Below are 23,251 nucleotides of genomic sequence, written 5' to 3'. Positions count from 1 at the left end.
GGGACTTCTGCCATGGTGCTCGTTGCCGTCTTCGGAGCCGCGCTGCTCGTCGCGGTCCTGCTGTCCGGGCTCGCCGCCCGCACCGTCCTGTCCACCTCGCTGCTCTTCCTCGTCGGCGGGGCACTGGTCAGTGACGGTTTCCTCGGTCTGATCCACATCACGCCCGAGAGCGAGATCGTGTCGGTCACCGCCGATCTGGCCCTGTTCGCGGTGCTGTTCACGGACGGGATGCATGTCTCGTTCGCCAAGTTGCGCGCCAACTGGCGCAATCCGGTACGGGCCCTGGGCTTGGGGATGCCACTCGCGTGCGTGGGGACGGCCCTGATCACCCACTACCTGGTGGGTCTGGACTGGACGACGTCCTTCCTGGTCGGAGCCGTTCTCGCGCCGACCGACCCGGTGTTCGCCTCGGCGATCGTGGGTCGCAAGGAGGTTCCCGCCCGGCTGCGTGAACTCCTCAACGTGGAGAGCGGCATCAACGACGGGCTCGCCCTCCCCGTCGTCCTGATCCTCATCGCCGCCGCCGGCCCGGCCTCACCCCACGCCGCAGCGTCCTTCGGGAAGATCGGCCTGGAGCTGGGGCTCGGTCTCGCCTTCGGCGTGGCTCTGCCGCTGCTCGTCACGCTGCTCACCCGGGTGAGGTTCCTCGGCGCAGAGCCCAAGCTGCAGCCGTTGTTGCCGCTGGCCACCGGCGTCATCCTGTACGCCGCCTGCCACCTCACCCACGCCAACCCCTACCTCGCCGCCTTCTCCGCGGGCGCGGTCCTCGCGGCCGTCTCGCCGGAGTCCCACAAGGCGTTCGAGCCCCTGGGCGAGTCGCTGGCTGAGCTCGCCAAGTTCGCCGCCCTGCTGGTGTTCGGCGCGCTGCTGACCCCGCAGCTGTTCGGCGACCTCTCCTTCGGCGGGTACGTGGCGGTGATCCTCGCGATCGTACTGATCCGGCCCGGGTCGCTGCTGCTGTCTCTCTGGGGGACGCGGATCGACCGCAGGGAGAAGCTGGTCGCGGCCTGGTTCGGCCCGAAGGGCTTCGCCTCGGTCGTCTACGGCCTGCTGGTCCTCCAGGCCGGCATCCCGCAGGGACAGGAGGCGTACACGCTCATCGCCGTCTGCATCGCCTTCTCGATCATCGCCCACAGCAGCACGGACGTCCCGATCGCCCGTCTCTTCCACGTCGACGACCTCGTCGAGGCCGGCGGAGAGCGGACGGAGGCTCGCTCGGAGGCCGCCGACGTGGAAGCGGGTACCCATGCGCGCACGTGACCTTGCCCGGCGGTGTGCCTCCCTGTCGGCCGACGAGTCGGTCCTGCGTGCCGTCGAGCTGCTGGCCGACGAGGGCGCGGCCGGGATCGTGGTGGTGACCTGGGAGGGGCACCCCTTCGCGATCCTGGAGGGCCATCACATCCTGGCCGGAACCCTGCCCGACGCGGTGCGCGACGACCATCTGCGCGCCAGCGTCGTGGGCGACCGCCTCGATGGTGAGGTACGAGCGAGCATGGCCACGTTGACGGTCGCCGACGTGCTGCCCCGGCGCCGGCCCGCCCTCGCGCTCGTCGGCCCCCATGCCTCGCCGCTGCGGATGTCCGCCGTCATGGCCCGTACCGGCAGTCCCGTCGTCGCGGTCGTCGAGTACGACGGCGCCGACCGCCCGCACCTGCTGGGGGCGGTCACCGCCGCCACGGTGCTCGCGCATTTCCGCTGACGACCTCGGCACCCGACCAGCTAGGAGCTGCTTGTGAACAACGACGACGAGCCCGTATTCAAGAAGAGCGCATGGGGGACGAACCGCTACTACTACAACCCGAACAACCCCATCGGTCTCTTCCTGATCTTCGCCAGCGTGGCCTTGGTCATCGTGATGATGGTGATGATGGAGAACCGCGCGGGGCCTTTCGCTCCCCCCTCCACCCCCACCTGGAGCCCGCCCGCGTACGACGAGTCGTGGACCTTCTCGCCTCGTCCCCAGCAGCCGAGCTCTGCGCCCTCCGCGCAGCCGTGAAGCGCGTCAGCGGTCCGCTGCCTCCAGCCGGACGAACGGGATCCGCTCACCCGCCGCGCGGTAGGCGGCCTTGCCGCCGTCGACCGTGAAGCCCATGCAGTGGCAGAGGGCGCGTGCGGCCCGTGGGTGCCGGCGGGCGTACTCGGCCATGATCCGCCCGCCTCCCTTCGGGGAGGGGAACCGCGCGGTGACCACCTGGTAATGGCGACCGGACTGGATCGTCACCTGGGGCGTGTGGCGGAGGTTCCGGTACCACTGGGCATCCGGGCCGAATCCGGAACGGTCGGCCGAAACCGCCGCGGAAGAGGCGGATCGGGAGCCGGAGGAGGCGGCGTCTCCAGCCGGAGGGAGGACGGGGGCGCCGCGGTGTGGAAGGCATACGGCGGCTCTCCTGGCACGGCTACGGATACCGGGCGGCTTCGGTTCGATAACAGCTGGTGGGTGAGTGTTACTCGATGAGGCCGAACCATTGCATAGTCTAAATGTGAGGGCGTGGGCACGACTGAGCGACAGGCTCCTCGGCTCCGCCGCGTACGAGGGCAGTCCCCCGCTGTGGTTGGTGGCCGAGGGCCTCGTGGTCGCTGCCACGAGTACCGCACTGGTCGCCGGTTCCGGCGCCGTGGCCGTCCTCGCCGGCATGTCACCCGCCCACGCGGTGGCCGCTGTCGCGGTGGCCGTGGCAGCCGTCGCGCTCTACCTCCTGATCACCCAGGCGGGGCATCTGCTGGTGGCAGGGACCGCGCTACTCGGGATCCTGCTCTCACCCGGCGTCTCCGGGGTAGCCACGGAGGCCGTGTTGACCGGGGCGGGGCGCACCCAGGACGTGGTCGTGACGGTGGTCGCGTACGAGCCCGCGGGCAGTCCCGCGTACTACTGCTCCGTCCGCCACCAGGACGGCTCTCCCGTCGGGGCGAGGCTGTGGAGGGGATGCGGTCCCTCCGTGCTGCCGGGGGACCTGATCGGCATGGTCTACGACCCGGCGGGAAGAGTGCCTCCGCGCGGTGTCGAAGGGCCCGGCGCACTGCTGTGGAGTCTCGTCAGGACGGCCATGCTGCTTCTGGCGTTCGCCGTGGCCTGTTTCGTCGCCGTCGTGCGGTCGTACTACGTACCGCCGTCCGCCCAGTCGGACCAGCCGAGAGGATGCGAGCCCAGGTCACCGTCGCCGAAGGCCGGTTCCTGACCAGCGGAGTTGAAGGCGTCGAGAGCCTCCACGAGGGCGGTGCGCCGAGCCGGGTCGAGGCGACGGAGGATGGCCGTGATCTCCGTACGCCGCCGGGAGGTCACGTCCTGGACGACACGGCTCCCCTCCTCGGTGAGGCGCAGGACGGTCTCGCGGCGGTTGGCCGGGTTCGTCCGACGGTCCATCAGGCCGGAGGCGATCAGACGGTCCACCATCCGCATGGCGGTGGACGGCTGTACGCCGAGGTGGTCGGCCAAGGCCACCAGCTTCGACGGACCGCGGGTGGACAGCACCACGAGCATCCGGAACTGCGGCAGCGTGATGCTCTCCTCGACCGTCGCCAGCGACCGGGCCGAGACCGCGACGAGCAGCCGCGAGGCCGTCAGCACGGCACGCGTCACGGCTTCGATGTCGTCCTGGACCGGCTCGCTCTCCTCGTGCTCTCCCATATGAACCTTTGTACCGTGCGCCGGAAGGCAGTCGTCACGCGCGGTAGCGCAGCAGCAGCATGGCCGCGTCGTCCCCGAGTGGCCCGCCGGCGTGCGCGACGATGTCGCTGTGCAGGGCGTCGAGGGCGAGTTCGGGGCTGTCGGCGTTCAGCAGGTGGAGCCGGGAGTCGAGGGGATAGAACTCTCCCCGGCCGTCCCGGGCTTCGGTGACGCCGTCCGTGTAGAGCAGGAGCTGGTCGCCGGGGTGGAACGCGGTACTCAGCGTCTCGGGTGACTGCGCTCCATGTATGCCGAGTCCGAGCGGCATCGCTCGTGTCTTCGGTGCGAGAAAGCGCGCCGTGCCGTCGGCGTGGATCATCAGCGGGGACGGATGACCGTAGTTGAGCAGGGCCACGGTCCGGTCCTCCCGGATCTCGGCGATCACCGCCGTGACGAACCGCTCCCCGCGCAGCGCTCGGTTCATGGCCCTCTCCAGCCGTGTGCTGACGCCCGTGAGGTCGGGCTCGTCGTGAGCGGCCTCCCGGAAGGCACCGAGCACATCGGCAGCCGTCTCCACGGCGTCGAGTCCCTTGCCCTGGACGTCGCCGACGATGACCCGTACGCCACCGGGAGAGGTCACCACCTCGTAGAGGTCCCCGCCGATACGGGCTTCGGCCACGGCGGCCGTGTACGAGACGGCGGCACTCAACCCGCCGGCGGTGCGGGGCACAGGCCGGAGCAGAACCCGCTGCGCCACCTCGGCGATCGAGCGGACACTCGCCAGCTCGGCCTCGCGGCGACGCCGCATCACCGCCGCGACCAGACCGGCGGCGGTGACCCCGGCCACCGAGACCAGCGCCGTAGTCCCGCGCCGCCCGGGAAACAGGCCGTCGTACCAGCCGAGCGCAAGACACAGGACCAGGGCCAGCCCTCCGATCAGGGCGGTACGGCGCGGCCCGCCGGTGAGCCCGGCGAACGCGGGCCCCAGCGCCACCAGCGGCAACAGCCCGACGGTCGGCCCGGCGGCGATGTCGGCGATCGCGGTGACCGCCATGACGAGGTGGGGAAGGAGGGAGAGGGCACGTGTTCCGGTCGGCTGGTCGGTCAAGGTTCTCCCCGGTGGATCCGGTGGTGGCACCCCCGCTGCGTGCCGACACCGTCCCTGCGGCATCCGGCGGGGGTGCCTGGCTTCCTTTAGCCTATGCAACGATCCTGTGTGCGTCTGGCTGCCTTCGCACAGGGGTTACCGAATCGATTCCCACGTCGACGGAACCAGATGTGTGCCCGCCCATGGGAGGGCAAGGGGGCTCGGGTGGGCGTGTCATGGACCCGGCCCGGCCTCCGGTGCGGGATGTTCGTCCCGGCGACTGGCGAGTGTGCGGAGGTGTCCCGGTGGCGGCGAGCGACGGCAGGCGGAGTCACCCCGAGCCGACACCCCGGGCGCCGTCGGAGTCCCCAGAGCGTCCCGCTCCTCTGAGGCGCTTGCGGACCGCCGTGGGTTCCGCCGTCGTTTCGGGGCCTCCGGGGCCGGCGCGTCCGGAGTTCTGGCGCAGCCCGCTGCGGGGGCTGTGGCTGACGGCTGTGCTCGGGCTGGTCCTGCTGGTCGGCATCACGCTGCTGTTCGTGACGGGCCTGGTGTCGTACGCCGCGTACAACCCCGATCTGTCGCCGGTCAACGACCAGACGCCGGACAAGGGGTGGCTCGGCTTCTACCTGTTCTCCTGGCCGACCTCGCCGTACTGGCTCTACCGGGTGAACCAGGGCGTGCACGTGGTCCTGGGCGTCGTCCTCGTGCCGGTGCTGCTGGCGAAGTTGTGGTCGGTCATCCCCAAGCTGTTCCAGTGGCCGCCCGTGCGCTCGGTCGGCCACGCCATCGAGCGCCTGTCCCTGCTCCTGCTGGTGGGCGGCGCGATCTTCGAATTCGCCACGGGCATCCTCAACGTGCAGCTGCACTACATCTTCCCGGGCTCCTTCTACGTCCTGCACTTCTACGGGGCGTGGGTGTTCATCGGTGCCTTCGTCGTGCACGTCGTCTTCCGGCTGCCGCGTGCCCTGCGCGCGGTGAGGTACGGACGCGAGCTCCCGGAAGCCGGCACGGAGGAGGCGGCCGGCCTTGCGTCGCCCCGGCCCGCGCCGCCGACCATCTCACGGCGGGGCGCCCTGGGCATGGTCGGACTGGGGTCCCTGGCGCTGTTCGTGGTGACGGCCGGGCAGAGCGTGGGCGGCTGGTGGCGCCGGACGGCGCTGCTCGCCCCGCACGGCCGCGACCCCGGCACCGGACCGAACGGCTTCCAGATCAACAAGACCGCGGCATCCGTGGGGGTCCGGCCCAGCGACATCGGCCCCGCCTGGCGGCTGACCGTACGCAGCGGAGGCCGGCAGGTCGTCCTGACCCGAGACGAGCTCCTGACCATGGAGCAGAACGCATCGATGTTGCCCATCGCCTGCGTGGAGGGCTGGTCGACCCCCGACCAGCTGTGGAGCGGCGTTCGGCTCACCGACCTGGCCGCACTGGTGGGGCGGGGGACGGACACCCCGCGGGCCCTGGTGGAATCGGTACAGCGGGGAGGGGCGTTCAGCTCCGTCGTCCTGAGGGACAACCAGGTGCGCGACCACCGTTCACTCCTGGCCGTACGCGTCAACGGAGCCGTCCTCTCGCAGGACCACGGCTACCCGGCCCGCGTGATCGTCCCGGGCGCGCCCGGTGTCCACAACACCAAATGGGTCACCCGGATCACCTTCGGAGAGCCGGCATGAGCCACATGACCGCCTTCCGTAGCCGCTACGGAGCCTCCCCGCTCCACCTGCTCCTCGTGCTGGCCTCCTTCGCCCTCGCCGCGTACGCCGGTGCCCGTCTGCTCCAAGGGGACAGCCTGGGCGTGGCCCTGTGGTTCGTCGGGGCCGCGCTCCTCCACGACCTCGTCCTGCTCCCCCTGTACGTGGTGACGGACCGGGCCGCGCAGCGCCTGTTCCGGGAGACCCCGGGGCAGAGGGCGCCGAGGGTGAGCGTCAACTACGTGCGTGTTCCTGTCTTCGTCTCAGGGCTTCTGTTGCTGGTCTGGTGGCCACTGATCCTGGGCAGGGTCGACCACTACACCGCGTACACAGGGCTCCCGGCCGACGGGTTCCTGGAGCGCTGGCTGCTGATCACGGCTGCGCTCTTCGTCGCCTCGGCAGCGATTCTCGTCGTCCGCAGGCGGCATGAATCGGCTCCCCGACGACGAGCGGCACGACGCGAGCGACGGGCACGCGAAGCCGTGCGGTGACGGTGAGGCCGGCGGCTCGAGCCCCGGCCGGTGGCGGCCTGCTGACGGCCACGCCCTCGGGGCGCGTCGTCAGGTCGTCCGGAACTGCGGGTTCCATGACGTACGACGAAGGGCTGGCCCAGCGGATCAGGGAGCGTCTCGGCGAGCGGCCGGACCTCACCGAGAAGCGGATGCTGGGCGGCCTGGCCTTCCTGCTGGGCGGGAACATGACCGTGGGCGTGGTCGGCGACGAGCTGATCGCCCGGGTGGGCCCCGAGCGGGCCGAGGAGGTCCTGGCCCGCCCGGAGGCCCGCCCGATGGACTTCACCGGCAAACCGATGCGCGGCTGGGTGACCGTTGAAGGCCCCGCTCTCGCAGAGGACCGGGTCCTCGACCGCTGGAGCGCCCTGGCCGTGGGCTTTGCGAGCACGCTGCCGCCCAAGTAACGGGGGAGCGCCGGTACGTCGCCTGCGTCCGGTCCGCAGCGGACTCCCCGCCCCGGAGGCATGCGCCGCGCACTCCGCGGGCCGGCGCCACTACGTCGGCCGGCTCGCGGTCCGGGCCGAGGGCGGCGACCCCGGCCCCGATGCCTGGATGGAGACGTCCTCGGGCTGAGGCGTTTCGGTTCCCCGGCGCCACCGCACGGCAGCGGCCGTGAGGACGAGGAGGGCCGCGAGGCCGTACGCGATCGCGGCCGTCGGCTCCCGGTGGTCGAAGACCCGACCGAATACGTAGACGGCCGGCCCCGCGAGGGCGACGCCGAGCCATTCCCAGCGTCCGTCCAGTGCGACGAGGGCGACCAGGAGCAGGGCGTACCAGGAGTAGCCGGGCGTGAGGAGGAGGAACGCCCAGCCGGTCACCAGGAGCGCGCCGCTCCACGGCCGTCGCGGGTCACCGCGCCCCATCACGTACAAGGACACGCACGCCATGAGGGCGAGGACCACGGGCAGCGCCCAGCTGTCGGGCAGGACCAGGCGGAGCAGCGCGTACCGGGCTTTGGCCGAGGGGTCGTCGTAGCCCTCCTCCTCCACGTAGCCGCCGAGGTAGCCGAAGACGGAGCCGTGCGAGACAAGGACGTACGGCAGGTAGGCGAGCGCGGTGAACGCGGCGGCGGGCAGCAGCACGGCGCCGGCGTCGCGGACGCGGCGGACACCGGACAGCGCGCCCGGCAGGACGATGGCGGGCATGAGTTTGGTGGCGACGGCGGCGCCGAGGACCAGTCCGCCGACGGACCGGCGATGCGGAACGAAGGCGACGAGCCCGAGGCCGGTCACGGCCAGCAGCGCCCCGAGGACGTCCACGTGTGCGTTGTTGACCGCCTCGATGGGCACGGCCGGGCACCACGCCCAGTACGCGGCCCGCCGCGGATCCGTGCCCCTGCGGCGCAGGATCAGCAGCACCGCACCGGTCACGCCCAGGGCGATCAGGCCGGAGCCGATCTGGAGCGGCTTGTGCCGGGCCCCCTCCGGGGAGAGCTGGTCGACCGCCAGGAAGTACGCCTCGGCGACGGGCGGGTAGATGGTGTGCACGGCGGGCCGGTTGAGCCGGGTGCAGTGCGGCTCCGGTCCGGTATGGGGGATGCGGGCACGGTCCGGGCCGGTGCAGGCCGCTCCCGTCGGAAAGAGCCACGTGTCACGCAGCCGGACCAGCTCCGGATCCTGCGGAGCGTGGTCGTACGGGGAGATGCCGGCCGACTGCACGCGGCCGTCCCAGGCGTAGCGGTACGAGTCGGTGCTGGTCCGGGGCGGCGCCACCAGCCCGGTCACCGTCACGGCGATCGCCCCGGCCACGAGCAGGGGCACGACATGGGAGGCCGGAACCCGGCGCAGCGCGAGCAGAGCGCCGGCGAACAGCAGCCAGCAAGCCGCGTACCACCAGAACAGTCCGGCGGGGTCGGGGCGATAGCCGTCGTACCGGATGGTGAGCACGAGGACGGCGGTGAGGGCGGCGAGGACCGTGGCGGCGAGGGCGGTGCGCGGGTTCACGTCCGCAGCGTTCCAGGAACGGATCCGGAAGTGGGGTCGGGCGCCCCGCGCGTCCGTGTTTCGTAAGGTGTTCCGACCACCCACTGGGGCGTTGCCGGGGGTGTCATGGGCGTCATGCGTCTCATCCCGTCTCCTGGACCGCCGATCAGCTTCAAGGGGCGTCTGCACGATGCCCGTACCGCGACCGTGATCGGCCGATGGCTCGGGCTCGCCGTCGTCGTCTGTTTCGCGACCGGCGTGCTCAGCCATTTCCTTCAGCACCCGCCCGCCTGGCTCGCCGACCGGCTGCCGAGCCGCCCGTACTGGGGCTACCGCCTCACCCAGGGGCTGCACGTGGCCTCGGGCATCGCCGCGATCCCGCTGCTGCTGGCCAAGTTGTGGGCGGTCTACCCCCGGCTCTTCGCATGGCCGCCGGTCCGGTCGGTCCGGCACGCGCTGGAGCGCCTCTCGGTGGCCGTACTCGTCGCCGCCGGGATCTTCGAGCTGTTCACGGGGCTGCTGAACACCTTCCAGTGGTACCCCTGGCCGTTCTCCTTCGTGCCCGTGCACTACGCCGTCGGCTGGCTTCTGGTGGGAGCGCTGCTGCTCCACGTCGCCGTTCGATGGCCGCGGATCCGTGACCACTTCACCCGCCGCTCACCCGGCACCCTCGCCCTCCCCGCCGCCGACGGACCGGACCGCCGTCAGCTGCTGGCGGCCATCGGGGCAGGGGTCGGTGCCGTCACGCTGACGACCGTCGGCCAGTCCGTCACCGCGCTCGGTCCGCTGGAGCTGTTCGGCCCGCGCAGTCCGGACCACGGGCCGCAGGGACTGCCGGTCAACCGCACGGCCGCCGCGGCACGCGTCACCGAGGCGTCGCTGACCGACTGGCGGTTGACCGTCGCCGGGCCGCGCCCGTACAGCCTCACTCTGGAGGAACTGCGCGCGATGCCGCAGCACGAGGTGACGCTGCCCATCGCGTGCGTGGAAGGGTGGAGCAAGTCCGCCCGCTGGACGGGGGTACGGGTGCGCGACCTGCTGGACAAGGCGGGAGGCGGCCCGGGGGCACGGTGCCGGGTGGTGTCCATGGAGGCTGCGGGCGCGTACCGGGTGACGGAAATGGGCCGTACGTACGCCCAGGACCCGCTCACCCTGCTGGCGTTGGGCCTGAACGGCGAGGTGCTGTCCCTGGACCACGGCTATCCGGCGCGGATCATCGCCCCGAACCGGCCCGGAGTGCTCCAGACCAAGTGGGTCGGCCGACTGGAGGTGCGGTGATGGTGGTCCGGTACGCGGTGGGCTGCTGCGGGATCGGCCTGATGGCCTTCGGCGGCGCCCTGCTGCTGGAGCAGCCCGAGCCGTGGCGGGTCGGCGTGTGGCTCGCGGGTGGGGTCCTCGCGCACGACGGGCTGATCGCACCGCTGGTGATCGCGATCGCCGCGCTCGCCGCGGCGGCGGGTCTGCGTCTGCGTGGGGTTCCGCGCGCCGCGCTGGTCGTCGCGGGCTCGCTCACGGTGATCGCCCTGCCGCCGCTCCTGCGCCCTGGAGGTGTGGCCAACGCGACGGTTCTGCCGCTGGATTACGCGCGGAACTGGCTTCTCTCGATGGCGGCCGTCGCCGTGATCACGGTCGCGTACGTCGGGGTGCGTGTGTGCCTGCGAAGGGCGGCTCGGCGGCGCTGAGTCGCGGCAGGGCCATGGAGAAGGGGCCGACGCGTGGCCGCGTCGGCCCCCTCCACGTCGCGGCGTCAGCGGCGTAGGCCCACGAATCTGCGGCCCGCGGCCTGCCAGGTGAGGGATCGGGTCCAGCCGGCTTTCGGGGCCTCGGCGCAGAGCGCCCGGGTGCCGAGCCGGGCCCATCGGAAGGGCGCGCCGCGGCCGCCGCGGCCGTCGTCGACGTGGACCTCGACGCGTTCGTCGACGTCGGCGGTGGCCACCTCGACCAGCAGGGAGCCGGACGGTGAGGCGAGTCGGGCGGCGCGGCGGAGCAGGGCGGCCGGGTCGCCTCCGATGCCGATGTTGCCGTCGATGAGCAGCACGGTGTCCCAGCGGCCCTCACGAGGCAGGGGATCGAAGACCGACCTGCACAGGGCGCTGCCTCCCGCGCGGACTGCGCGGGCCACCGCCTCCGGGGTGACGTCCACCCCCAGAGCCCGGTGTCCGCGTGCGGCGAGGGCGGTGACGAGGCGGCCGGGTCCACACCCGATGTCCAGGACAGGGCCCGCGCAGCGGTCGAGGACGGTGGTGTCGGCCGCGTCGGGTTCGGCGCACCATCGCTCGACGTCCAGCGGCAGCAACCAGCCGTCGCCTCGGCGCAGGTAGAGAGGACCCCGGCCGGTACGGAGCGCCTCGGCGTACGGGTCGGCCCGCCAGGCGAGGGCGGGTTCGGCCAGCTGGGCGGTCACCGCGTCACCGCGCAGAGCCATTCGTGGAGCGTGGCGAAGCGGGTGCCGGGTATGGCGGCCGCGACCCGTGCCGCGTCGGCCGGTGTGTCCACGTCGCACAGCTCGGGCAGGTCCCGTACCGCGCGCCCGGACGCGGTCAGCCGTCGGCGCTGCTCCCGCCCGGTGTGCGCCACCGACATGGGGACGCCGAGGAGCAGCGCCGGGTCTGGCTCGGCCAGGCCGAGTGCCCAGAACCCGCCGTCGTCGGCCGGGCCGAACCAGGCATCGGTCTCGCTGAAGTCGAGGCCCTGGGTGAGGAGGTCGGGGGTGACCTGGGGGGTGTCCATGCCGATGAGCAGCGCGGGCCCTTCGACGTGGGAGAAGGCCGCGGCCAGTCGGGCGTCGAGGCCGCCGGCACCTTGCGGAAGAACCTCGATGCCCTCGGGCATCCAGGACCCCGGTCGTCCGTCGAGGACAAGAACACGACGCCCGACAGGGGCGCCGAGCACGGCCGCGAGCGTGTCCTGGAGGGCGGCTTGGGCCAACTGGGCTGCCTGCTCCGGGGTGAAGTGCGGCGTGAGACGCGTCTTGACCCGCCCAGCCACGGGAGCCTTGGCGATGACGAGGAGGGTGCTCATACGGAGACCTCCCCGGCCGCCATGGACGGTGCGCCGGGCGGCTCAGCGAGTACCCGGCGCATGTCGCGCACGGCATGCCAGGTGCCCCGCCAAGTCCCGGTGACCTTCGACTTCCCCGAGCGGGGCAGGTACGGGACGTCCGTCTCGGCGACCCGCCAGCCCGCATCCGAGGCGCGCACGACCATCTCGAGCGGGTAGCCGCTGCGCCGGTCGGTCAAGTCCAGCCCGAGGAGGGGCTCTCGGCGTGCCACCCGCATCGGCCCGAGGTCGTGCAGCCGCAGCCCGGTGCGGTGACGCAGCATGCGCGCGAGGGCGAGGTTCCCGGCGCGGGCATGAGCGGGCCAGGCACCTCGCCCCTGCGGGCGCCGACGCCCGAGCACCAGATCGGCCTCGCCCGATGCCACCCGTGCAGCCATCGGGGCGAGCCGCCCCGGGTCCATGGAGGCGTCGCAGTCGCAGAAGCAGACCAGGTCGGCCCGCGCCGCGAGCAGCCCGGCGTGACAGGCCGCACCGAAACCACGCCGGCTCTCGTGCACGACGGTCGCCCCGAGGCTTCGGGCGATCTCCGCGGAGCCGTCGGTCGACCCGTTGTCGACGACGATGGCCCGCCACCCGGCGGGCACCCGCGCCAGCACCCAGGGGAGCGCCTCGGCCTCGTCGAGGCACGGCAGTACGAGGTCCGCGCGGGGCGGCGCGCAAGCAGATGAAGTCACCCTCCACACCGTAGGAACCGAGTAGCGGGAAATGACCCTTCCAGTCCTTACGAAACGCGGACGCCATCCCGGGGGAGGGGTACCTGCGCCAGAGCCGCGGCCGGACGGGTGACAACCTGGGGCCATGGCAGTGACCGACGGGGAGAGCCCGTACGAAGGACACCGCGCCGATGGTGTCGACGGGGCCGGCGCCTTGGGCAGGGTTCTCGTCGTGGACGACGATCCGACCGTCTCGGAAGTCGTGGCCGAGTACCTGAAGCGGGCCGGTTTCGCCGTGAGCCTGGCCGCCGACGGGCCGGCCGCGCTGCGCGCCGCCGAGGCGCTCCGGCCCGACCTCGTGGTGCTCGACCTGATGCTGCCCGGCATGGACGGGCTGGAGGTCTGCCGTCGGCTGCGCGCACGGGAGAACGGCAGCCCACCGGTCCCGGTCATCATGCTGACCGCGCGAGGTGACGAGGACGAACGGATCCTGGGCCTGGAGGTCGGCGCGGACGACTACGTGACCAAACCCTTCAGCCCACGAGAGCTCGTCCTGCGTGTGCGGTCGGTCCTGCGCCGCGCGGCAGCCGCCGCTCCGGCCGAGGGGCAACGGCTCGACGTGGCGGGCCTGTCCTTGGACGCAACGGCCCGCCGGGTCACCAAGAACGGGAAGGAACTCACGCTCACCCTGAGGGAGTTCGGTCTCCTCGCCTACTTCCTGCGGCACCCGGGGCAGGTCTGCGACCGGGAGCGGCTGATGCGCGAGGTCTGGGGATGGGACTTCGGAGATCTGTCCACCGTGACCGTCCACGTGCGCCGGCTCCGCGGAAAGGTCGAGGACGACCCGGCGACCCCGCGACTGATCCGGACCGTCTGGGGCGTCGGCTACCGCTTCGAGGCGAGCGCGGCCACCGAGGTCATCTCGGCTGCCGGGATGGAGACGGAGGCGGACCGTGCGTGACCTGCTGCTGATCGCCCTCTACGCCCTCCTCGGCGCGGGCGCCGCCGGTCTTCTGGGGGCCGTGGCGCTGCGCATGCTGAGGCACCGGAGTCTCGCGGTGTCCCTCGCCGTCGTCGCCGCCGTCGCCGTGGCCGCGATGCTCGCCGGGACGCTCGCGGTGGCGTGGGCGATGTTCCTGTCGTCCCACGACCTGGCCGTGGTGACCATGGTCGTCGCGATGGCGGCCGCCGTGTCGCTGGCCACCGCGCTGCTCCTCGGCCGCCAGGTCGTACGACGATGCCGGGAACTCGTCCGTGCGGCCCGCGGATTCGGGGAGCAGGGCACGTTCACGCCACCGCTCGTACCCGCCCCCGCCGAATTCGAGGACCTGAGCCGCGAGCTCGCCCTCACCAGCGAACGGCTGGCCGCCTCCCGCGAACGCGAGCGCGCCCTGGAGACCTCCCGGCGCGAACTCGTCGCCTGGATCTCGCACGACCTGCGCACCCCGCTCGCCGGGCTGCGCGCCATGTCGGAGGCGCTGGAGGACGGCGTGGCGGCCGACCCCGCCCGCTACCACCGCCAGATGCGCACCGAGGTCGACCGCCTCAACTCCATGGTCGGCGACCTCTTCGAACTCTCCCGCATCCACGCGGGCGCGCTGACCCTCAGCCCCACCCGGATGTCCCTCTACGACCTCGTCGGAGACGCCCTGGCCGGTGCCGACGCCCTCGCACGAGAACACGGCGTGCGCCTCGCGGGCGAGAACGTCGAACCCCTCCCGGTGGAGGTGGACGGCAAGGAAATGACCCGCGTTCTCTCCAACCTCCTGGTGAACGCCATCCGCCACACCCCCGCCGACGGCACCGTCGCGATCGCCGCCGAACTCCACGCGGACTCCGTGGTGCTCTCGGTCACCGACGCCTGCGGAGGCATCCCCGAGGAAGACCTCCCGCGCGTCTTCGACACCGGCTGGCGCGGCACCCCGGCACGGACTCCACCCTCGGGGGCGGGCCTCGGACTGGCGATCGTCCGGGGCATCGTCGAGGCACACGCCGGCCGGGCCGACGTCCGCAACGTCTCCGGCGGCTGCCGCTTCGAACTGACCCTGCCGGTACCGGTGGGGTAGCCGTACCCCAGGTCAGCCCACTGCTGCCCTACGGCTGCCGGGCGAGCCCGGCCTCCCACGGGGCCGGGTCTTCCGTGCCGCCCGCGAGTTCGGCCATCCCGTCGCTGAACGGCACCTCCGGACGCCAGCCCAGCTCGCGGCGCAGCCGCGCGGAGTCGGCGGTGATGTGCCGGACATCGCCCAGCCGGTACTCGCCGGTGACGACCGGGGACGGCCCCGCGCACGCGGCGGCCAGCGCTTCGGCCATGTCGCCGACGGTCCTCGGTTCACCGCTTCCGACGTTGTACGCGGCGAAGGCCGGCCCCTTCGTCAAGGCTTCCAGCGCCGTCGCGTTGGCCGAGGCCACGTCCCGTACGTGGACGAAGTCCCGACGCTGGCCGCCGTCCTCGAAGACGCGCGGCGATTCGCGGCGCGCGAGCGCGGACCGGAACAGGGCGGCCACGCCCGCGTACGGCGTGTCGCGGGGCATCCCTTGGCCGTAGACGTTGTGGTAGCGCAGCGAGATCACGCGTCCGTCCACCGCCCGGGCCCATGAGCCCGCGAGGTGCTCCTGCGCCAGCTTGGTGGCGGCGTAGACGTTCCGGGGGTCCATCGGCGCGTCCTCCGCGACCAGACCGGGTGCCAGGTCGGCACCGCAGGCCGGACAACGCGGCTCGAACCGACCGGCCTTCAGATCGGCCTCGGCACGCGGACCGGGCCGGACCACGCCGTGCGCGGCACACTCGTACCGCCCCTCACCGTAGACGACCATCGACCCGGCGAGCAGCAGCCGCCGCACCCCCGCCTCCGCCATTTGGGCCAGCAGCACCGCCGTACCGAGGTCGTTGACCGACACGTACCCGGGTGCGTCCCCGAAGTCCTTGCCCAGGCCCACCTTGGCCGCCTGGTGACAGACCGCGTCGACCCCGGCCAGGGCGTCCCGTACCGCCTTCGGGTCCCGTACGTCCCGCCCGTCCTCCGTCATGTCGAACACCACCGGGTCGTGCCCGCGTCCGATCAGCTCGGCGACGACGTGCGAGCCGATGAAGCCCGCTCCTCCAGTCACAAGTACGCGCATGCCCCGAAGCTATGCCGCCCCGGTTCCGGCGAGGTGTCCGACGGGCCGCGCGTCACGGATCTGTAAGAGGATCCGCTTCACGAACGCACAGGAGAGTCGGACGTCACGGCCGTGCCGCCCAGCAGTCGCCCCATGGCTCCCTGGGAGACTCCGACCAAGATCGTCTCCCAGGTTTCTCCCAAACGATCTCCGAAACCACTCAGGGGCCCGACCCGCTCTCGCGGATCAGGCCCCTGACCTGGTGTTTCAGCTGTCGGGGTGGCGGGATTTGAACCCACGACCTCTTCGTCCCGAACGAAGCGCGCTGCCAAGCTGCGCTACACCCCGATGTCGCTTGCTCTCGCGGCGACGTCGTTTACTTTAGCCCACCCGCGCCCGGAGACGAAATCCGGTTTTCACGACCCCGCGGGCCGGGTCCGATGCCGACGGCCCCAGCGGTCGTGGCCCGTCCCGCGTCGGCCCCAGGGGCCGTGGCCCGCACACGGCGGACGGACGGGGCCGGATCAGTCGCGGGCCGTGAGTGTCAGCAGCGTCGCCTCCGGCGGGCACGCGAAGCGCACCGGTGTGTAGCGGTTGGTGCCGCAGCCCGCCGAGACGTGGAGGTGCGAGACCAGGCCGTCGGCCTCGTGCGTCGAGAGGCCCTTGACGCGGTCCGTGTCGAGGTCGCAGTTGGTGACCAGGGCGCCGTAGAAGGGGATGCAGAGCTGGCCGCCGTGGGTGTGGCCGGCCAGGATCAGGGGGTAGCCCTCGGTGGTGAAGGCGTCCAGGGAGCGCAGGTAGGGGGCGTGGACCACGGCCATGGAGAAGTCGGCGTCCGGCTCGGGGCCGCCCGCGATCATGTCGTAGCGGTCGCGCTTGATGTGGGGGTCGTCCAGGCCGGTGAAGGCGAGGTCGAGGCCGTCGGAGGGGAGCTTGAGGCGGCCCCGGGTGTTGCTGAGGTTCACCCAGCCCGCCGCGTCGAACGCGTCGCGCAGTTCCTCCCACGGGTTGTGGACGACACCGACCGCGGGCGCGTTGCCGTTCAGGCCGTGGCGGCCCTGGGCCCGCTCGAGCAGATAGCGGGCCGGGTTGCGCAGCTTCGGCCCGTAGTAGTCGTTGGAGCCGAAGACGTACACACCGGGGAAGTCGAAGAGCGGGCCGAGCGCGTCGAGCACCTCGGGCACGCCCTCCGGGTCCGACAGGTTGTCACCGGTGTTGACGACGAAGTCCGGGCGCAGGCCCGCCAGCGACTGCAGCCAGGCGCGCTTCTTGCGCTGGCCGCTGACCATGTGGATGTCGGAGACCTGGAGTACGCGCAGCGGGCGCATGCCGCGTGGCAGTACGGGGACGGTCACCCGCCTCAGCCGGAATGAGCGGGCTTCGAATCCGGCTGCATAGGCGATGCCGGCGGCACCGACTGCCGCGACGGTGGCAGTGACTTTGAGGGGGAGCCCGTAGCGTGCGCGCATGCGCCCATCGTCGCAGACGGGTCCGGGAGGTCATATGGCCCGTCCCCGTGCCCGTCCCGCAGTCCGGCGCGGAAGGGCAGCAGGGCGAGCAGGCCCAGCGAGATCCATACGTAGGCGTTGGATCCGAGGATCCCGGGAACGCCGCCGTCGTTCCACCGCCACAGCCAGACGATGCTGCTGCACAGGAGGGCGTAGATGCCCAGGGTCCAGCCGATCATCCGCCGACGCTCGACGCTGCCCGGCGCCGAGCGCAGCCCCTTGTCCGCGAGCACCGCGACGGCGGGGATCAGCCAGACGAGATGGTGCACCCAGGTGACCGGGCTCACCAGGCAGGCGGTGATACCCGTCAGGGCGAAGCCGGCGAGTTCGTCACCGGCGGCGACCGCCCGCCGCGCCCGCCAGGCCCACAGGCACAGGAGCAGCAGGACGCCCATGGCCCAGACCACGCGGCTGGGCTCGGCGAAGGGTTCGGTGAGGCGGGCCAGCATGCCCTGCCAGGACTGGTTGGAGACGTACGAGAGCGAACCGACGCGGTCGGTGTTCCACATCGCCTCCGTCCAGAACGTCCAGGACGCCTCCTGGTCGGCCCAGGCGGCGAGCGCGGTCGCACCGCCCGCGACGCCCGTGGCGACGCCGGCCGCCCGGAGCCGTCGGGTCACCAGCAGGTAGACGATGAAGATCGCCGGGGTGAGCTTGATGGCCGCGGCGAGGCCGATGCCGAGGCCGGCGAAGCGGTTCAGCCGCAACGGGTGGCGCGCGCCCGCCGTGAGCAGCCAGGCGTCACCGAGCACGAGCGCGAGCAGCAGCAGATTGACCTGGCCGAAGCTGGCGGTGTCGCGCACGGGCTCCAGCCAGGCGAACATGCAGGCCAGTACGGCGTACGCGTACCACCGGGTCCAGCCCGCGCGGCGGATCGTCGCGTCGGCACAGATATAGAGGATGGCCGCCGCGGCCGCGACGTTCAGCAGTTGGCTGATCGCGAGGGCCCCGTACCAGCCGACCACCGCCATCGGCAGCATGCACACCGCCGCGAACGGCGGGTAGGTGAAGCCGTAGTGGGTACCGGGCTTGAGGTAGTCGTAGATCCGGCCGCCGTCGATCCAGTGGCCGACGGCACCGTAGTAGACCTTGAGGTCGAACCAGTTGCGGTGCAACGGGACGAACACCAGGAAGGCCGCGACCGCGGTCGTCAGTCCCAGGGTGACGAGGACCCTGCCGAGGGTCGTGGTCGGTGGTCTCACGCGGGACTCCCCAGCGGTTCCGGACGGCGGCCCGAGGAACCCCGGGCCATGAACTGATAGGCGCACCACAGTGCCAGCAGCAGGAGAAGTGCCGCCGCGCCGCCTGCCACCGCGAGCAGCAACTGGGTGCTGTCCGGGGCGAATCCGCTGGGCAGGACCGCGAGGGCCAGTACGCCGCTGGTCACGGCGGCGGCCCGGCGCAGGCGTGGTGACCTGTTGGGCAACGTGCGGGGCGTCTTGGGTGACTTGAGCGACTTGAGCGACGTGGATGTCGCGGGCGATGCGGCGGATGACGGGTTCGGTGAACGGGCCGGTGCTCCGCCCGGCGCCGCCGCGGCGATCAGGAACAGGCCCCACAGCACGTACCAGGGCCGGATCGCCGGACCGAGGACGGCTATCGCCGTCAGGCTCAGCCCGAGCGCGTAGACCGGGCCGAGCCGCCGGTGCCGCCGCCAGACGACGAGCACGGCGAGCGCGGTGGCGGCGAGGCCGAGCATGTGCCACGCCGGTACGGCGAACGGGGCGAGCCGGGCGAGACCGTCGCCCGCGCCTGCCAGCAGCGCGCCCGTCATCCGGCCGAGCGAGGAGGTCAGCGACCAGTTCCCGGGAGATACGGGGGTGTCGAGGGCCGCTATCCAGCCGTAGCCCGTGCCGGTGAGCGCGGTGGTCAGGGCGGTGGTGGCGGCTGCCGTGCCGAGGACGGCGAGCCCCGCCCCGAGCCAGGGCAGCCGGCCGCGCCGCCGATGGGCCCAGAGCAGCGCGACGGCGATCAGGCCCAGCGCGGCGGGCGCTTTGACCAAGGCGGCGAGGGTGACGAGTACGGCGCCGACGACCGGCCACCGGCCCAGCGCCGCGACCAGTCCGGCGCCCAGCAGGCCCAGCATCAGGGCGTCGTTGTGCGCGCCGCCCACGAGGTGCAGCAGCAGGAGCGGGTTCAGCGCGCCGAGCCAGAGCGCGGCGCGCGGGTCGGCACCGCACCGGCGGGCCAGTACGGGCAGGCACAGGACCATCAGCGCGACCCCGAGGAGCGCGACCAGCCGCATACCGAGAACGCCGGTCGACACCTCCGTACGCGCGAACTCCGCGATCGCGGCCGCGCAGGCCAGGAAGAACGGGCCGTAGGGGGTGGGGGTGTGCTGCCAGATCGGCGCGACTTCGGCGGTCAACGGACCGCCGAGCCGGGAAGGACCATAGGAGTACACATCAATCTGGGCATCGACCATCGCACCCTGGGCAAGATAGCTGTACACGTCCCTGCTGAACAGCGGCGGTGCGAGCAGCAGCGGAGCCGACCACAGGGCGAGCGTGAGCAGCAGCGTGCGCGGCGACGGCGGTACGGGCCCGCGGACGGCACGGCCGAGCAGCGCCCAGGCGGCGATGAGCACGACGAGCCCGAAGTAGGCCCCGGCCAGCCCGAGCGCGGCCGCTGCGGACCGCGGCGCGAGTACGTCCCGTACGGGTACGGCCCCGACGGCCACCCCACCGGCCGCGAGGGCCGCCGAGCCGGTCAGCCCCAGCAGCTGGCAGCGGCGGGTGTCGAAGGGGACGGGGATGACCGGCATGCGGGCAGGCTGTCAACGGACGATGGCCACCAGCCGACGCCCGCCCCACCCCGGAGCGGCCACGATATGTCCGGCGGCTTACGGGCTCCTTGCGGGTTCCGGGGGCGAGGCCCCCGGGAAATGCGCGGGCGGCGCACGCCGCGTACCTGCCACAATCGACGCATGACCACGCTCAAGGCCCAGATGAAGGAAGACCTCACCGAGGCGATCAGGGCGCGCGACGAGCTGCGCTCCTCGACGCTCCGGCTGACCCTCACCGCGATCAGCAAGGAGGAGGTCGCGGGCACGGAGGCGCGCGAGCTCTCCGACGACGAGGTGCAGAAGGTCATCGCCAGGGAGGCGAAGAAGCGCCGCGAGGCGGCCGAGGCCTTCGCCAAGGGCGGTCGCGCCGAGCAGGCCGACCGTGAGAAGGCGGAGGGCGAGATCCTCGACGCCTATCTCCCGCAGCAGCTGTCGGACGCGGAGCTGAACGACGTGGTCGCGCAGGCCGTCGAGGAGGCCAGGGCCGGCGGTGCCGAGGGACCGCGTGCGATGGGCGCGGTCATGAAGATCGTGAACCCGAAGGTGGCGGGCCGCGCCGAGGGCGGCCGGGTCGCCGCGGCGGTCAAGAAGCTGCTCGCGGGCTGAGGACGGGCCGCGCGTAACGCGGACGCACCGCGCACGCGCCACACGCGCACACACCCGACGCACGAGTGAGGGCGCCCCCGCAGGGGGGCGCCCTCACTCACGTACTGCCGGCGCGGTCAGTTCCGCCAGCCACCGCCGCCGTTGACCCGGCCACCGTCGGCGCCGCCGATGAAGCCCGGCGGGATGGTGACGCCGGGGAACGGCGACTGGACAGGCGGCTTGCCGGGCTTACCGGGCCTGGCTCCGCCCCGGCCCTCGTCCTTGCCCTTCTCCTTGGCGCGGGGCACGGAGACGGGGTTGAAGACGGAGGTCTCGGCGGCGTCCATCGCGCCGGTCACCGCGATCCGCCATATCGGGCCGGGCAGACAGCCGCCGCAGACCTTGTCGTAGTACTGGCCGCCGATGGTGATGTCGAACATCGGAGTCTTCTCGCCGATGTCGTCACCGACCCACACCGCCGTGGAGAGGTTCGGGGTGTACCCGACGAACCAGGCGTCCACACGCTCGTCCGTCGTGCCGGTCTTGCCCGCGTTGTCCCGGTCGGTGAGGCCGGCCTGCGTACCGGTGCCGTCCTCGACCACGCCCTTGAGCATCTGGTTGATGGTGTCCGCGGTCCGCTCGCTCATCGCCCGGGTGCAGCTGCTCCGCGGCACCTTGAGGCGTTCGCCGTTCGCGGTGGTGACGGACTCGATGGCGATGGGCGTGCAGTACGTGCCCCGGTTGGCGAACGTGGCGTACGCCGCGGCCATGTCCAGCGGAGTGCTTTCCTGGCCGCCGAGGGTGATCGAGGGCAGCTCCTGCAGCTTCTTGCCCAGGCCCTTGTCGTAGCCCATCTTCTCGGCCATCTGGACCGTCTCGCACAGACCGGCCGTCTGCTCCAGGTAGGCGAAGTAGGTGTTGATGGACTTGCCGAGCGCGCTGGTCATGTCCCAGGTCCCGGCCTCGGTCTTCAGCTCGTTCTGCAGGGGCCAGGGGGCCGACCCGGCCGGGCGCCCGTCACATTTGGTGTAGGACTTCTCCTTCAGGGTGATCTTCCACGGGCTGGAGTAGGTCTGGGCCGGGCTGATGCCCTTCTCCAGCGCGGCGGCGGCGGTGATCGGCTTGAAGGTCGAGCCGGTCTGGAAGCCGTACGTGGTGCCGCCCATCTTGCTGCCGACGGCCAGGTTCAGCACCGTCTCGTTCCGCTTCTGGTCCAGGCCGTACGGGCGGGACTGGCCCATCGACAGGATCTTGCCGGTGCCGGGCTGGACCTGCACCACCGTGGCCGCGACCGGGTCGTTCTTCCTGACCTTCGCGGTGGCGGCCTCGTTGACGGCGGCCTGCGCGCGCGGCTGGAGCGTGGTCCTGACGGTCAGACCGCCCAGGTTCCACAGCTTCTGCCGCTCCTCCTCCGTCTTCCCGAAGACGGGGTCGGAGAGGATGGTCTTGCGTACGTAGTCGCAGAAGAAGCCCGCGCCGTCGACCGCCGTGATGCAGCCGTTCTTCGGCCGGCTGACGTTCAGCTTGATGGGCGTCGCCTTCGCCCGGTCGGCCTCTTCCTGCGAGATGTTGCGGACGTCGGCCATCCGCTGCAGCACGATGTTGCGCCGCTTGGTGGCCTCCTCCTTGTCGTTGACCGGGTCGTAGCGGCTCGGTGACTGGACGATGCCGGCCAGCAGGGCCGCCTCCTCCAGCTTCAGGTCCTTGGCGGACTTGGAGAAGTACCGCTTGGACGCCGCTTCGACGCCGTACGCCTGCTGGCCGAAGAAGGTGATGTTGAGGTAGTTCTCCAGGATCTTCTTCTTGCCGCCCTCCAGCTCCTCCTCCAGCTGGATCGCGTACTTCAGCTCGCGGATCTTGCGGCCGATGGTCTGCTGGGTGGCCTGGGCGACCTTCTCGGGGTCGTCACCGGCCTCCTCGACGAAGACGTTCTTGACGTACTGCTGCGTCAGGGTGGAGGCACCCTGGGCGACCCCGCCCTCCTGCGCGTTGCGGTTGAGCGCGCGCAGCACACCCTTGAGGTCGACCGCGCCGTGCTGGTAGAAGCGCGAGTCCTCGATCGCGATGATCGCGTTCTGCATGTGCGGCGAGATGTCCTTGAGCGGGACGACGGTGCGGTCGCGCGAGTAGACCGTGGCGATCGTGCCGCCCTGGGCGTCCAGGATGGTGGTGCGCTGGCTCAGTGGGGGCGTCCTGAGGTTGGCGGGGATCTCGTCGAATCCCTCGACCGTTCCCTTGGCCGCCAGCCCCAGCGCGCCGACGGCGGGGAGCGCGATACCCGCCAGCACGGCTCCGGAGAGCACGCTGACACCGAGGAACTTGGCGGCCTGCTGGGTCCCGGTCAGACCTCCGCCCGAGCGCTTGTTTGCCATGGGGGCAGCCTACGTTCTCATTCGGCGGACACGCGTATATGCCTTGGCCTAAGCTGCTCCCAACTGTCACAGCAGTGCGGTTGCGTATCAATACCCCGAGCCGTGCCGAGTTCAACCCGAGCCACCCCACAGCGACCCCGAGCCTCTCGAGTCCCTGGCTTCCCCCTGCCTTCTGACTCGGATTGCCCATACTTGTCGCATTTATTACGTATGCCTTCAGGTCACTCCCCTGGGTGATCTGCCGCGTACGCATAGTCCGTTCGGGCCATCCAAGATTGGGCCCGAAGGGGGTGTTGCGCTGTGCCCACCTTCCGTAACGTCCTCAACTGGCAGCGGTGAATATGCCGCTGCCGCCGTGGGGGAGCCTCGATTC

24 protein-coding genes and 1 tRNA gene are annotated in these 23,251 nt (G+C 71.7%); 12 read left to right on the top strand and 13 right to left on the bottom strand.

From position 1 onward, the window contains the following. The first annotated feature begins 12 nt into the window (after window positions 1–12). From ABT342_RS13085 to ABT342_RS13075, 3 genes are read left to right on the top strand one after another with little or no spacing between them, the layout of a single operon-like run. A complete protein-coding gene (locus ABT342_RS13085) occupies window positions 13–1,260 on the top strand; it encodes a cation:proton antiporter (protein ID WP_351571428.1) in 1,248 nt (415 codons plus the stop codon). Continuing rightward, window positions 1,247–1,699 carry a CBS domain-containing protein gene (locus tag ABT342_RS13080; protein WP_351571422.1) on the top strand — a complete coding sequence of 151 codons (453 nt, stop codon included), beginning with the start codon at window positions 1,247–1,249 and terminating at the stop codon, window positions 1,697–1,699. The genes ABT342_RS13085 and ABT342_RS13080 overlap by 14 nt, the downstream gene beginning before the upstream one ends. A 33-nt stretch (window positions 1,700–1,732) precedes the next feature. Further along, a complete protein-coding gene (locus ABT342_RS13075; RefSeq protein WP_351571420.1) occupies window positions 1,733–1,996 on the top strand; it encodes a hypothetical protein in 264 nt (87 codons plus the stop codon). A gap of 6 nt (window positions 1,997–2,002) precedes the next feature. Here the strand turns inward: ABT342_RS13075 and ABT342_RS38220 are convergent, their stop codons facing one another. After that, window positions 2,003–2,221 (bottom strand): hypothetical protein, encoded by a 219-nt coding sequence (locus ABT342_RS38220; protein WP_502965523.1) that lies wholly within the window; start codon window positions 2,219–2,221, stop codon window positions 2,003–2,005. 259 nt (window positions 2,222–2,480) lie between these two features. Here ABT342_RS38220 and ABT342_RS13065 point away from each other — a divergent pair, with 259 nt between their 5' ends. Further along, window positions 2,481–3,176 (top strand): hypothetical protein, encoded by a 696-nt coding sequence (locus tag ABT342_RS13065; RefSeq protein WP_351571418.1) that lies wholly within the window; start codon window positions 2,481–2,483, stop codon window positions 3,174–3,176. On the opposite strand, the gene ABT342_RS13060 is transcribed toward ABT342_RS13065, so the two are convergent. After that, a complete protein-coding gene (locus ABT342_RS13060; RefSeq protein WP_351571415.1) occupies window positions 3,098–3,625 on the bottom strand; it encodes a MarR family winged helix-turn-helix transcriptional regulator in 528 nt (175 codons plus the stop codon). The genes ABT342_RS13065 and ABT342_RS13060 overlap by 79 nt on opposite strands. Before the next feature lie 34 nt (window positions 3,626–3,659). Continuing rightward, entirely contained in the window at window positions 3,660–4,658 is a 999-nt protein-coding gene (locus ABT342_RS13055) for a PP2C family protein-serine/threonine phosphatase (protein WP_351571596.1), read from the bottom strand. Window positions 4,659–5,077: 419 nt separating this feature from the next. On the opposite strand from ABT342_RS13055, the gene ABT342_RS13050 reads away from it, so the two are divergent. The 3 genes from ABT342_RS13050 (at window position 5,078) to ABT342_RS13040 (ending at window position 7,295) form a co-directional block, all read left to right on the top strand. Continuing rightward, complete coding sequence (locus ABT342_RS13050) at window positions 5,078–6,361, top strand: molybdopterin-dependent oxidoreductase (RefSeq protein ID WP_502965526.1); 1,284 nt, start codon at window positions 5,078–5,080, stop codon at window positions 6,359–6,361. Between the two features lie 5 nt (window positions 6,362–6,366). After that, window positions 6,367–6,870: a hypothetical protein gene (locus ABT342_RS13045; RefSeq protein WP_351571590.1), complete on the top strand. Its 504-nt coding sequence runs from the start codon at window positions 6,367–6,369 to the stop codon at window positions 6,868–6,870. A gap of 95 nt (window positions 6,871–6,965) precedes the next feature. Continuing rightward, complete coding sequence (locus tag ABT342_RS13040) at window positions 6,966–7,295, top strand: TfoX/Sxy family protein (protein ID WP_351571412.1); 330 nt, start codon at window positions 6,966–6,968, stop codon at window positions 7,293–7,295. A gap of 90 nt (window positions 7,296–7,385) precedes the next feature. Here the strand turns inward: ABT342_RS13040 and ABT342_RS13035 are convergent, their stop codons facing one another. Further along, window positions 7,386–8,834: a glycosyltransferase 87 family protein gene (locus ABT342_RS13035; protein ID WP_351571409.1), complete on the bottom strand. Its 1,449-nt coding sequence runs from the start codon at window positions 8,832–8,834 to the stop codon at window positions 7,386–7,388. 114 nt (window positions 8,835–8,948) lie between these two features. Between ABT342_RS13035 and ABT342_RS13030 the strand changes: the two genes are divergently transcribed. After that, on the top strand, window positions 8,949–10,091 hold the full coding sequence (locus ABT342_RS13030) for a molybdopterin-dependent oxidoreductase (protein WP_502965522.1): 1,143 nt from the start codon (window positions 8,949–8,951) through the stop codon (window positions 10,089–10,091). Next, window positions 10,091–10,495 (top strand): hypothetical protein, encoded by a 405-nt coding sequence (locus tag ABT342_RS13025; protein WP_351571404.1) that lies wholly within the window; start codon window positions 10,091–10,093, stop codon window positions 10,493–10,495. The genes ABT342_RS13030 and ABT342_RS13025 overlap by 1 nt, the downstream gene beginning before the upstream one ends. A 65-nt stretch (window positions 10,496–10,560) precedes the next feature. Here ABT342_RS13025 and ABT342_RS13020 read toward each other — a convergent pair whose 3' ends face one another. Genes ABT342_RS13020 through ABT342_RS13010 form a run of 3 tightly spaced genes read right to left on the bottom strand, consistent with a single transcriptional unit; the run spans window position 10,561 to window position 12,547 of the window. Continuing rightward, window positions 10,561–11,238, bottom strand: a complete 678-nt coding sequence (locus ABT342_RS13020) for a class I SAM-dependent methyltransferase (RefSeq protein WP_351571401.1) — start codon at window positions 11,236–11,238, stop codon at window positions 10,561–10,563. Next, the gene (locus ABT342_RS13015; RefSeq protein WP_351571398.1) at window positions 11,214–11,834 is read right to left on the bottom strand and encodes a TIGR04282 family arsenosugar biosynthesis glycosyltransferase; all 621 of its coding nucleotides are present in this window, start codon (window positions 11,832–11,834) and stop codon (window positions 11,214–11,216) included. Before ABT342_RS13015 ends, ABT342_RS13020 begins: the two co-directional genes overlap by 25 nt. Next, window positions 11,831–12,547 (bottom strand): glycosyltransferase family 2 protein, encoded by a 717-nt coding sequence (locus ABT342_RS13010; protein ID WP_351571395.1) that lies wholly within the window; start codon window positions 12,545–12,547, stop codon window positions 11,831–11,833. Before ABT342_RS13010 ends, ABT342_RS13015 begins: the two co-directional genes overlap by 4 nt. A 124-nt stretch (window positions 12,548–12,671) precedes the next feature. Here ABT342_RS13010 and ABT342_RS13005 point away from each other — a divergent pair, with 124 nt between their 5' ends. Further along, window positions 12,672–13,487 carry a response regulator transcription factor gene (locus ABT342_RS13005; protein ID WP_351571392.1) on the top strand — a complete coding sequence of 272 codons (816 nt, stop codon included), beginning with the start codon at window positions 12,672–12,674 and terminating at the stop codon, window positions 13,485–13,487. Next, entirely contained in the window at window positions 13,480–14,592 is a 1,113-nt protein-coding gene (locus tag ABT342_RS13000) for a sensor histidine kinase (protein ID WP_351571389.1), read from the top strand. The genes ABT342_RS13005 and ABT342_RS13000 overlap by 8 nt, the downstream gene beginning before the upstream one ends. Window positions 14,593–14,620: 28 nt before the next feature. Here ABT342_RS13000 and ABT342_RS12995 read toward each other — a convergent pair whose 3' ends face one another. The 5 genes from ABT342_RS12995 to mptB form a co-directional block, all read right to left on the bottom strand. Continuing rightward, window positions 14,621–15,649, bottom strand: a complete 1,029-nt coding sequence (locus ABT342_RS12995) for an NAD-dependent epimerase/dehydratase family protein (protein WP_351571386.1) — start codon at window positions 15,647–15,649, stop codon at window positions 14,621–14,623. A gap of 253 nt (window positions 15,650–15,902) precedes the next feature. Further along, window positions 15,903–15,976: transfer RNA gene (locus tag ABT342_RS12990), tRNA-Pro, on the bottom strand. 176 nt (window positions 15,977–16,152) lie between these two features. After that, complete coding sequence (locus ABT342_RS12985; protein WP_351571383.1) at window positions 16,153–17,097, bottom strand: metallophosphoesterase; 945 nt, start codon at window positions 17,095–17,097, stop codon at window positions 16,153–16,155. Continuing rightward, the gene (locus ABT342_RS12980) at window positions 16,989–18,338 is read right to left on the bottom strand and encodes a glycosyltransferase 87 family protein (protein WP_351571380.1); all 1,350 of its coding nucleotides are present in this window, start codon (window positions 18,336–18,338) and stop codon (window positions 16,989–16,991) included. The genes ABT342_RS12985 and ABT342_RS12980 overlap by 109 nt, the downstream gene beginning before the upstream one ends. After that, entirely contained in the window at window positions 18,335–19,900 is a 1,566-nt protein-coding gene (gene mptB, locus ABT342_RS12975; protein WP_351571378.1) for a polyprenol phosphomannose-dependent alpha 1,6 mannosyltransferase MptB, read from the bottom strand. The genes ABT342_RS12980 and mptB overlap by 4 nt, the downstream gene beginning before the upstream one ends. A 162-nt stretch (window positions 19,901–20,062) precedes the next feature. Between mptB and ABT342_RS12970 the strand changes: the two genes are divergently transcribed. Then, on the top strand, window positions 20,063–20,527 hold the full coding sequence (locus tag ABT342_RS12970) for a GatB/YqeY domain-containing protein (protein ID WP_351571375.1): 465 nt from the start codon (window positions 20,063–20,065) through the stop codon (window positions 20,525–20,527). A 116-nt stretch (window positions 20,528–20,643) separates the two neighbouring features. Here the strand turns inward: ABT342_RS12970 and ABT342_RS12965 are convergent, their stop codons facing one another. Next, a complete protein-coding gene (locus ABT342_RS12965) occupies window positions 20,644–22,878 on the bottom strand; it encodes a transglycosylase domain-containing protein (protein ID WP_351571372.1) in 2,235 nt (744 codons plus the stop codon). Window positions 22,879–23,251 lie beyond the last annotated feature (373 nt).

It is taken from the genome of Streptomyces sp. NPDC000410 (assembly GCF_040300305.1).
Taxonomy (GTDB): Bacteria; Actinomycetota; Actinomycetes; order Streptomycetales; family Streptomycetaceae; genus Streptomyces.
The sequence above is the reverse complement of the archived record's forward strand: the minus strand, read 5'-3'. Positions and strand labels throughout refer to the sequence as shown.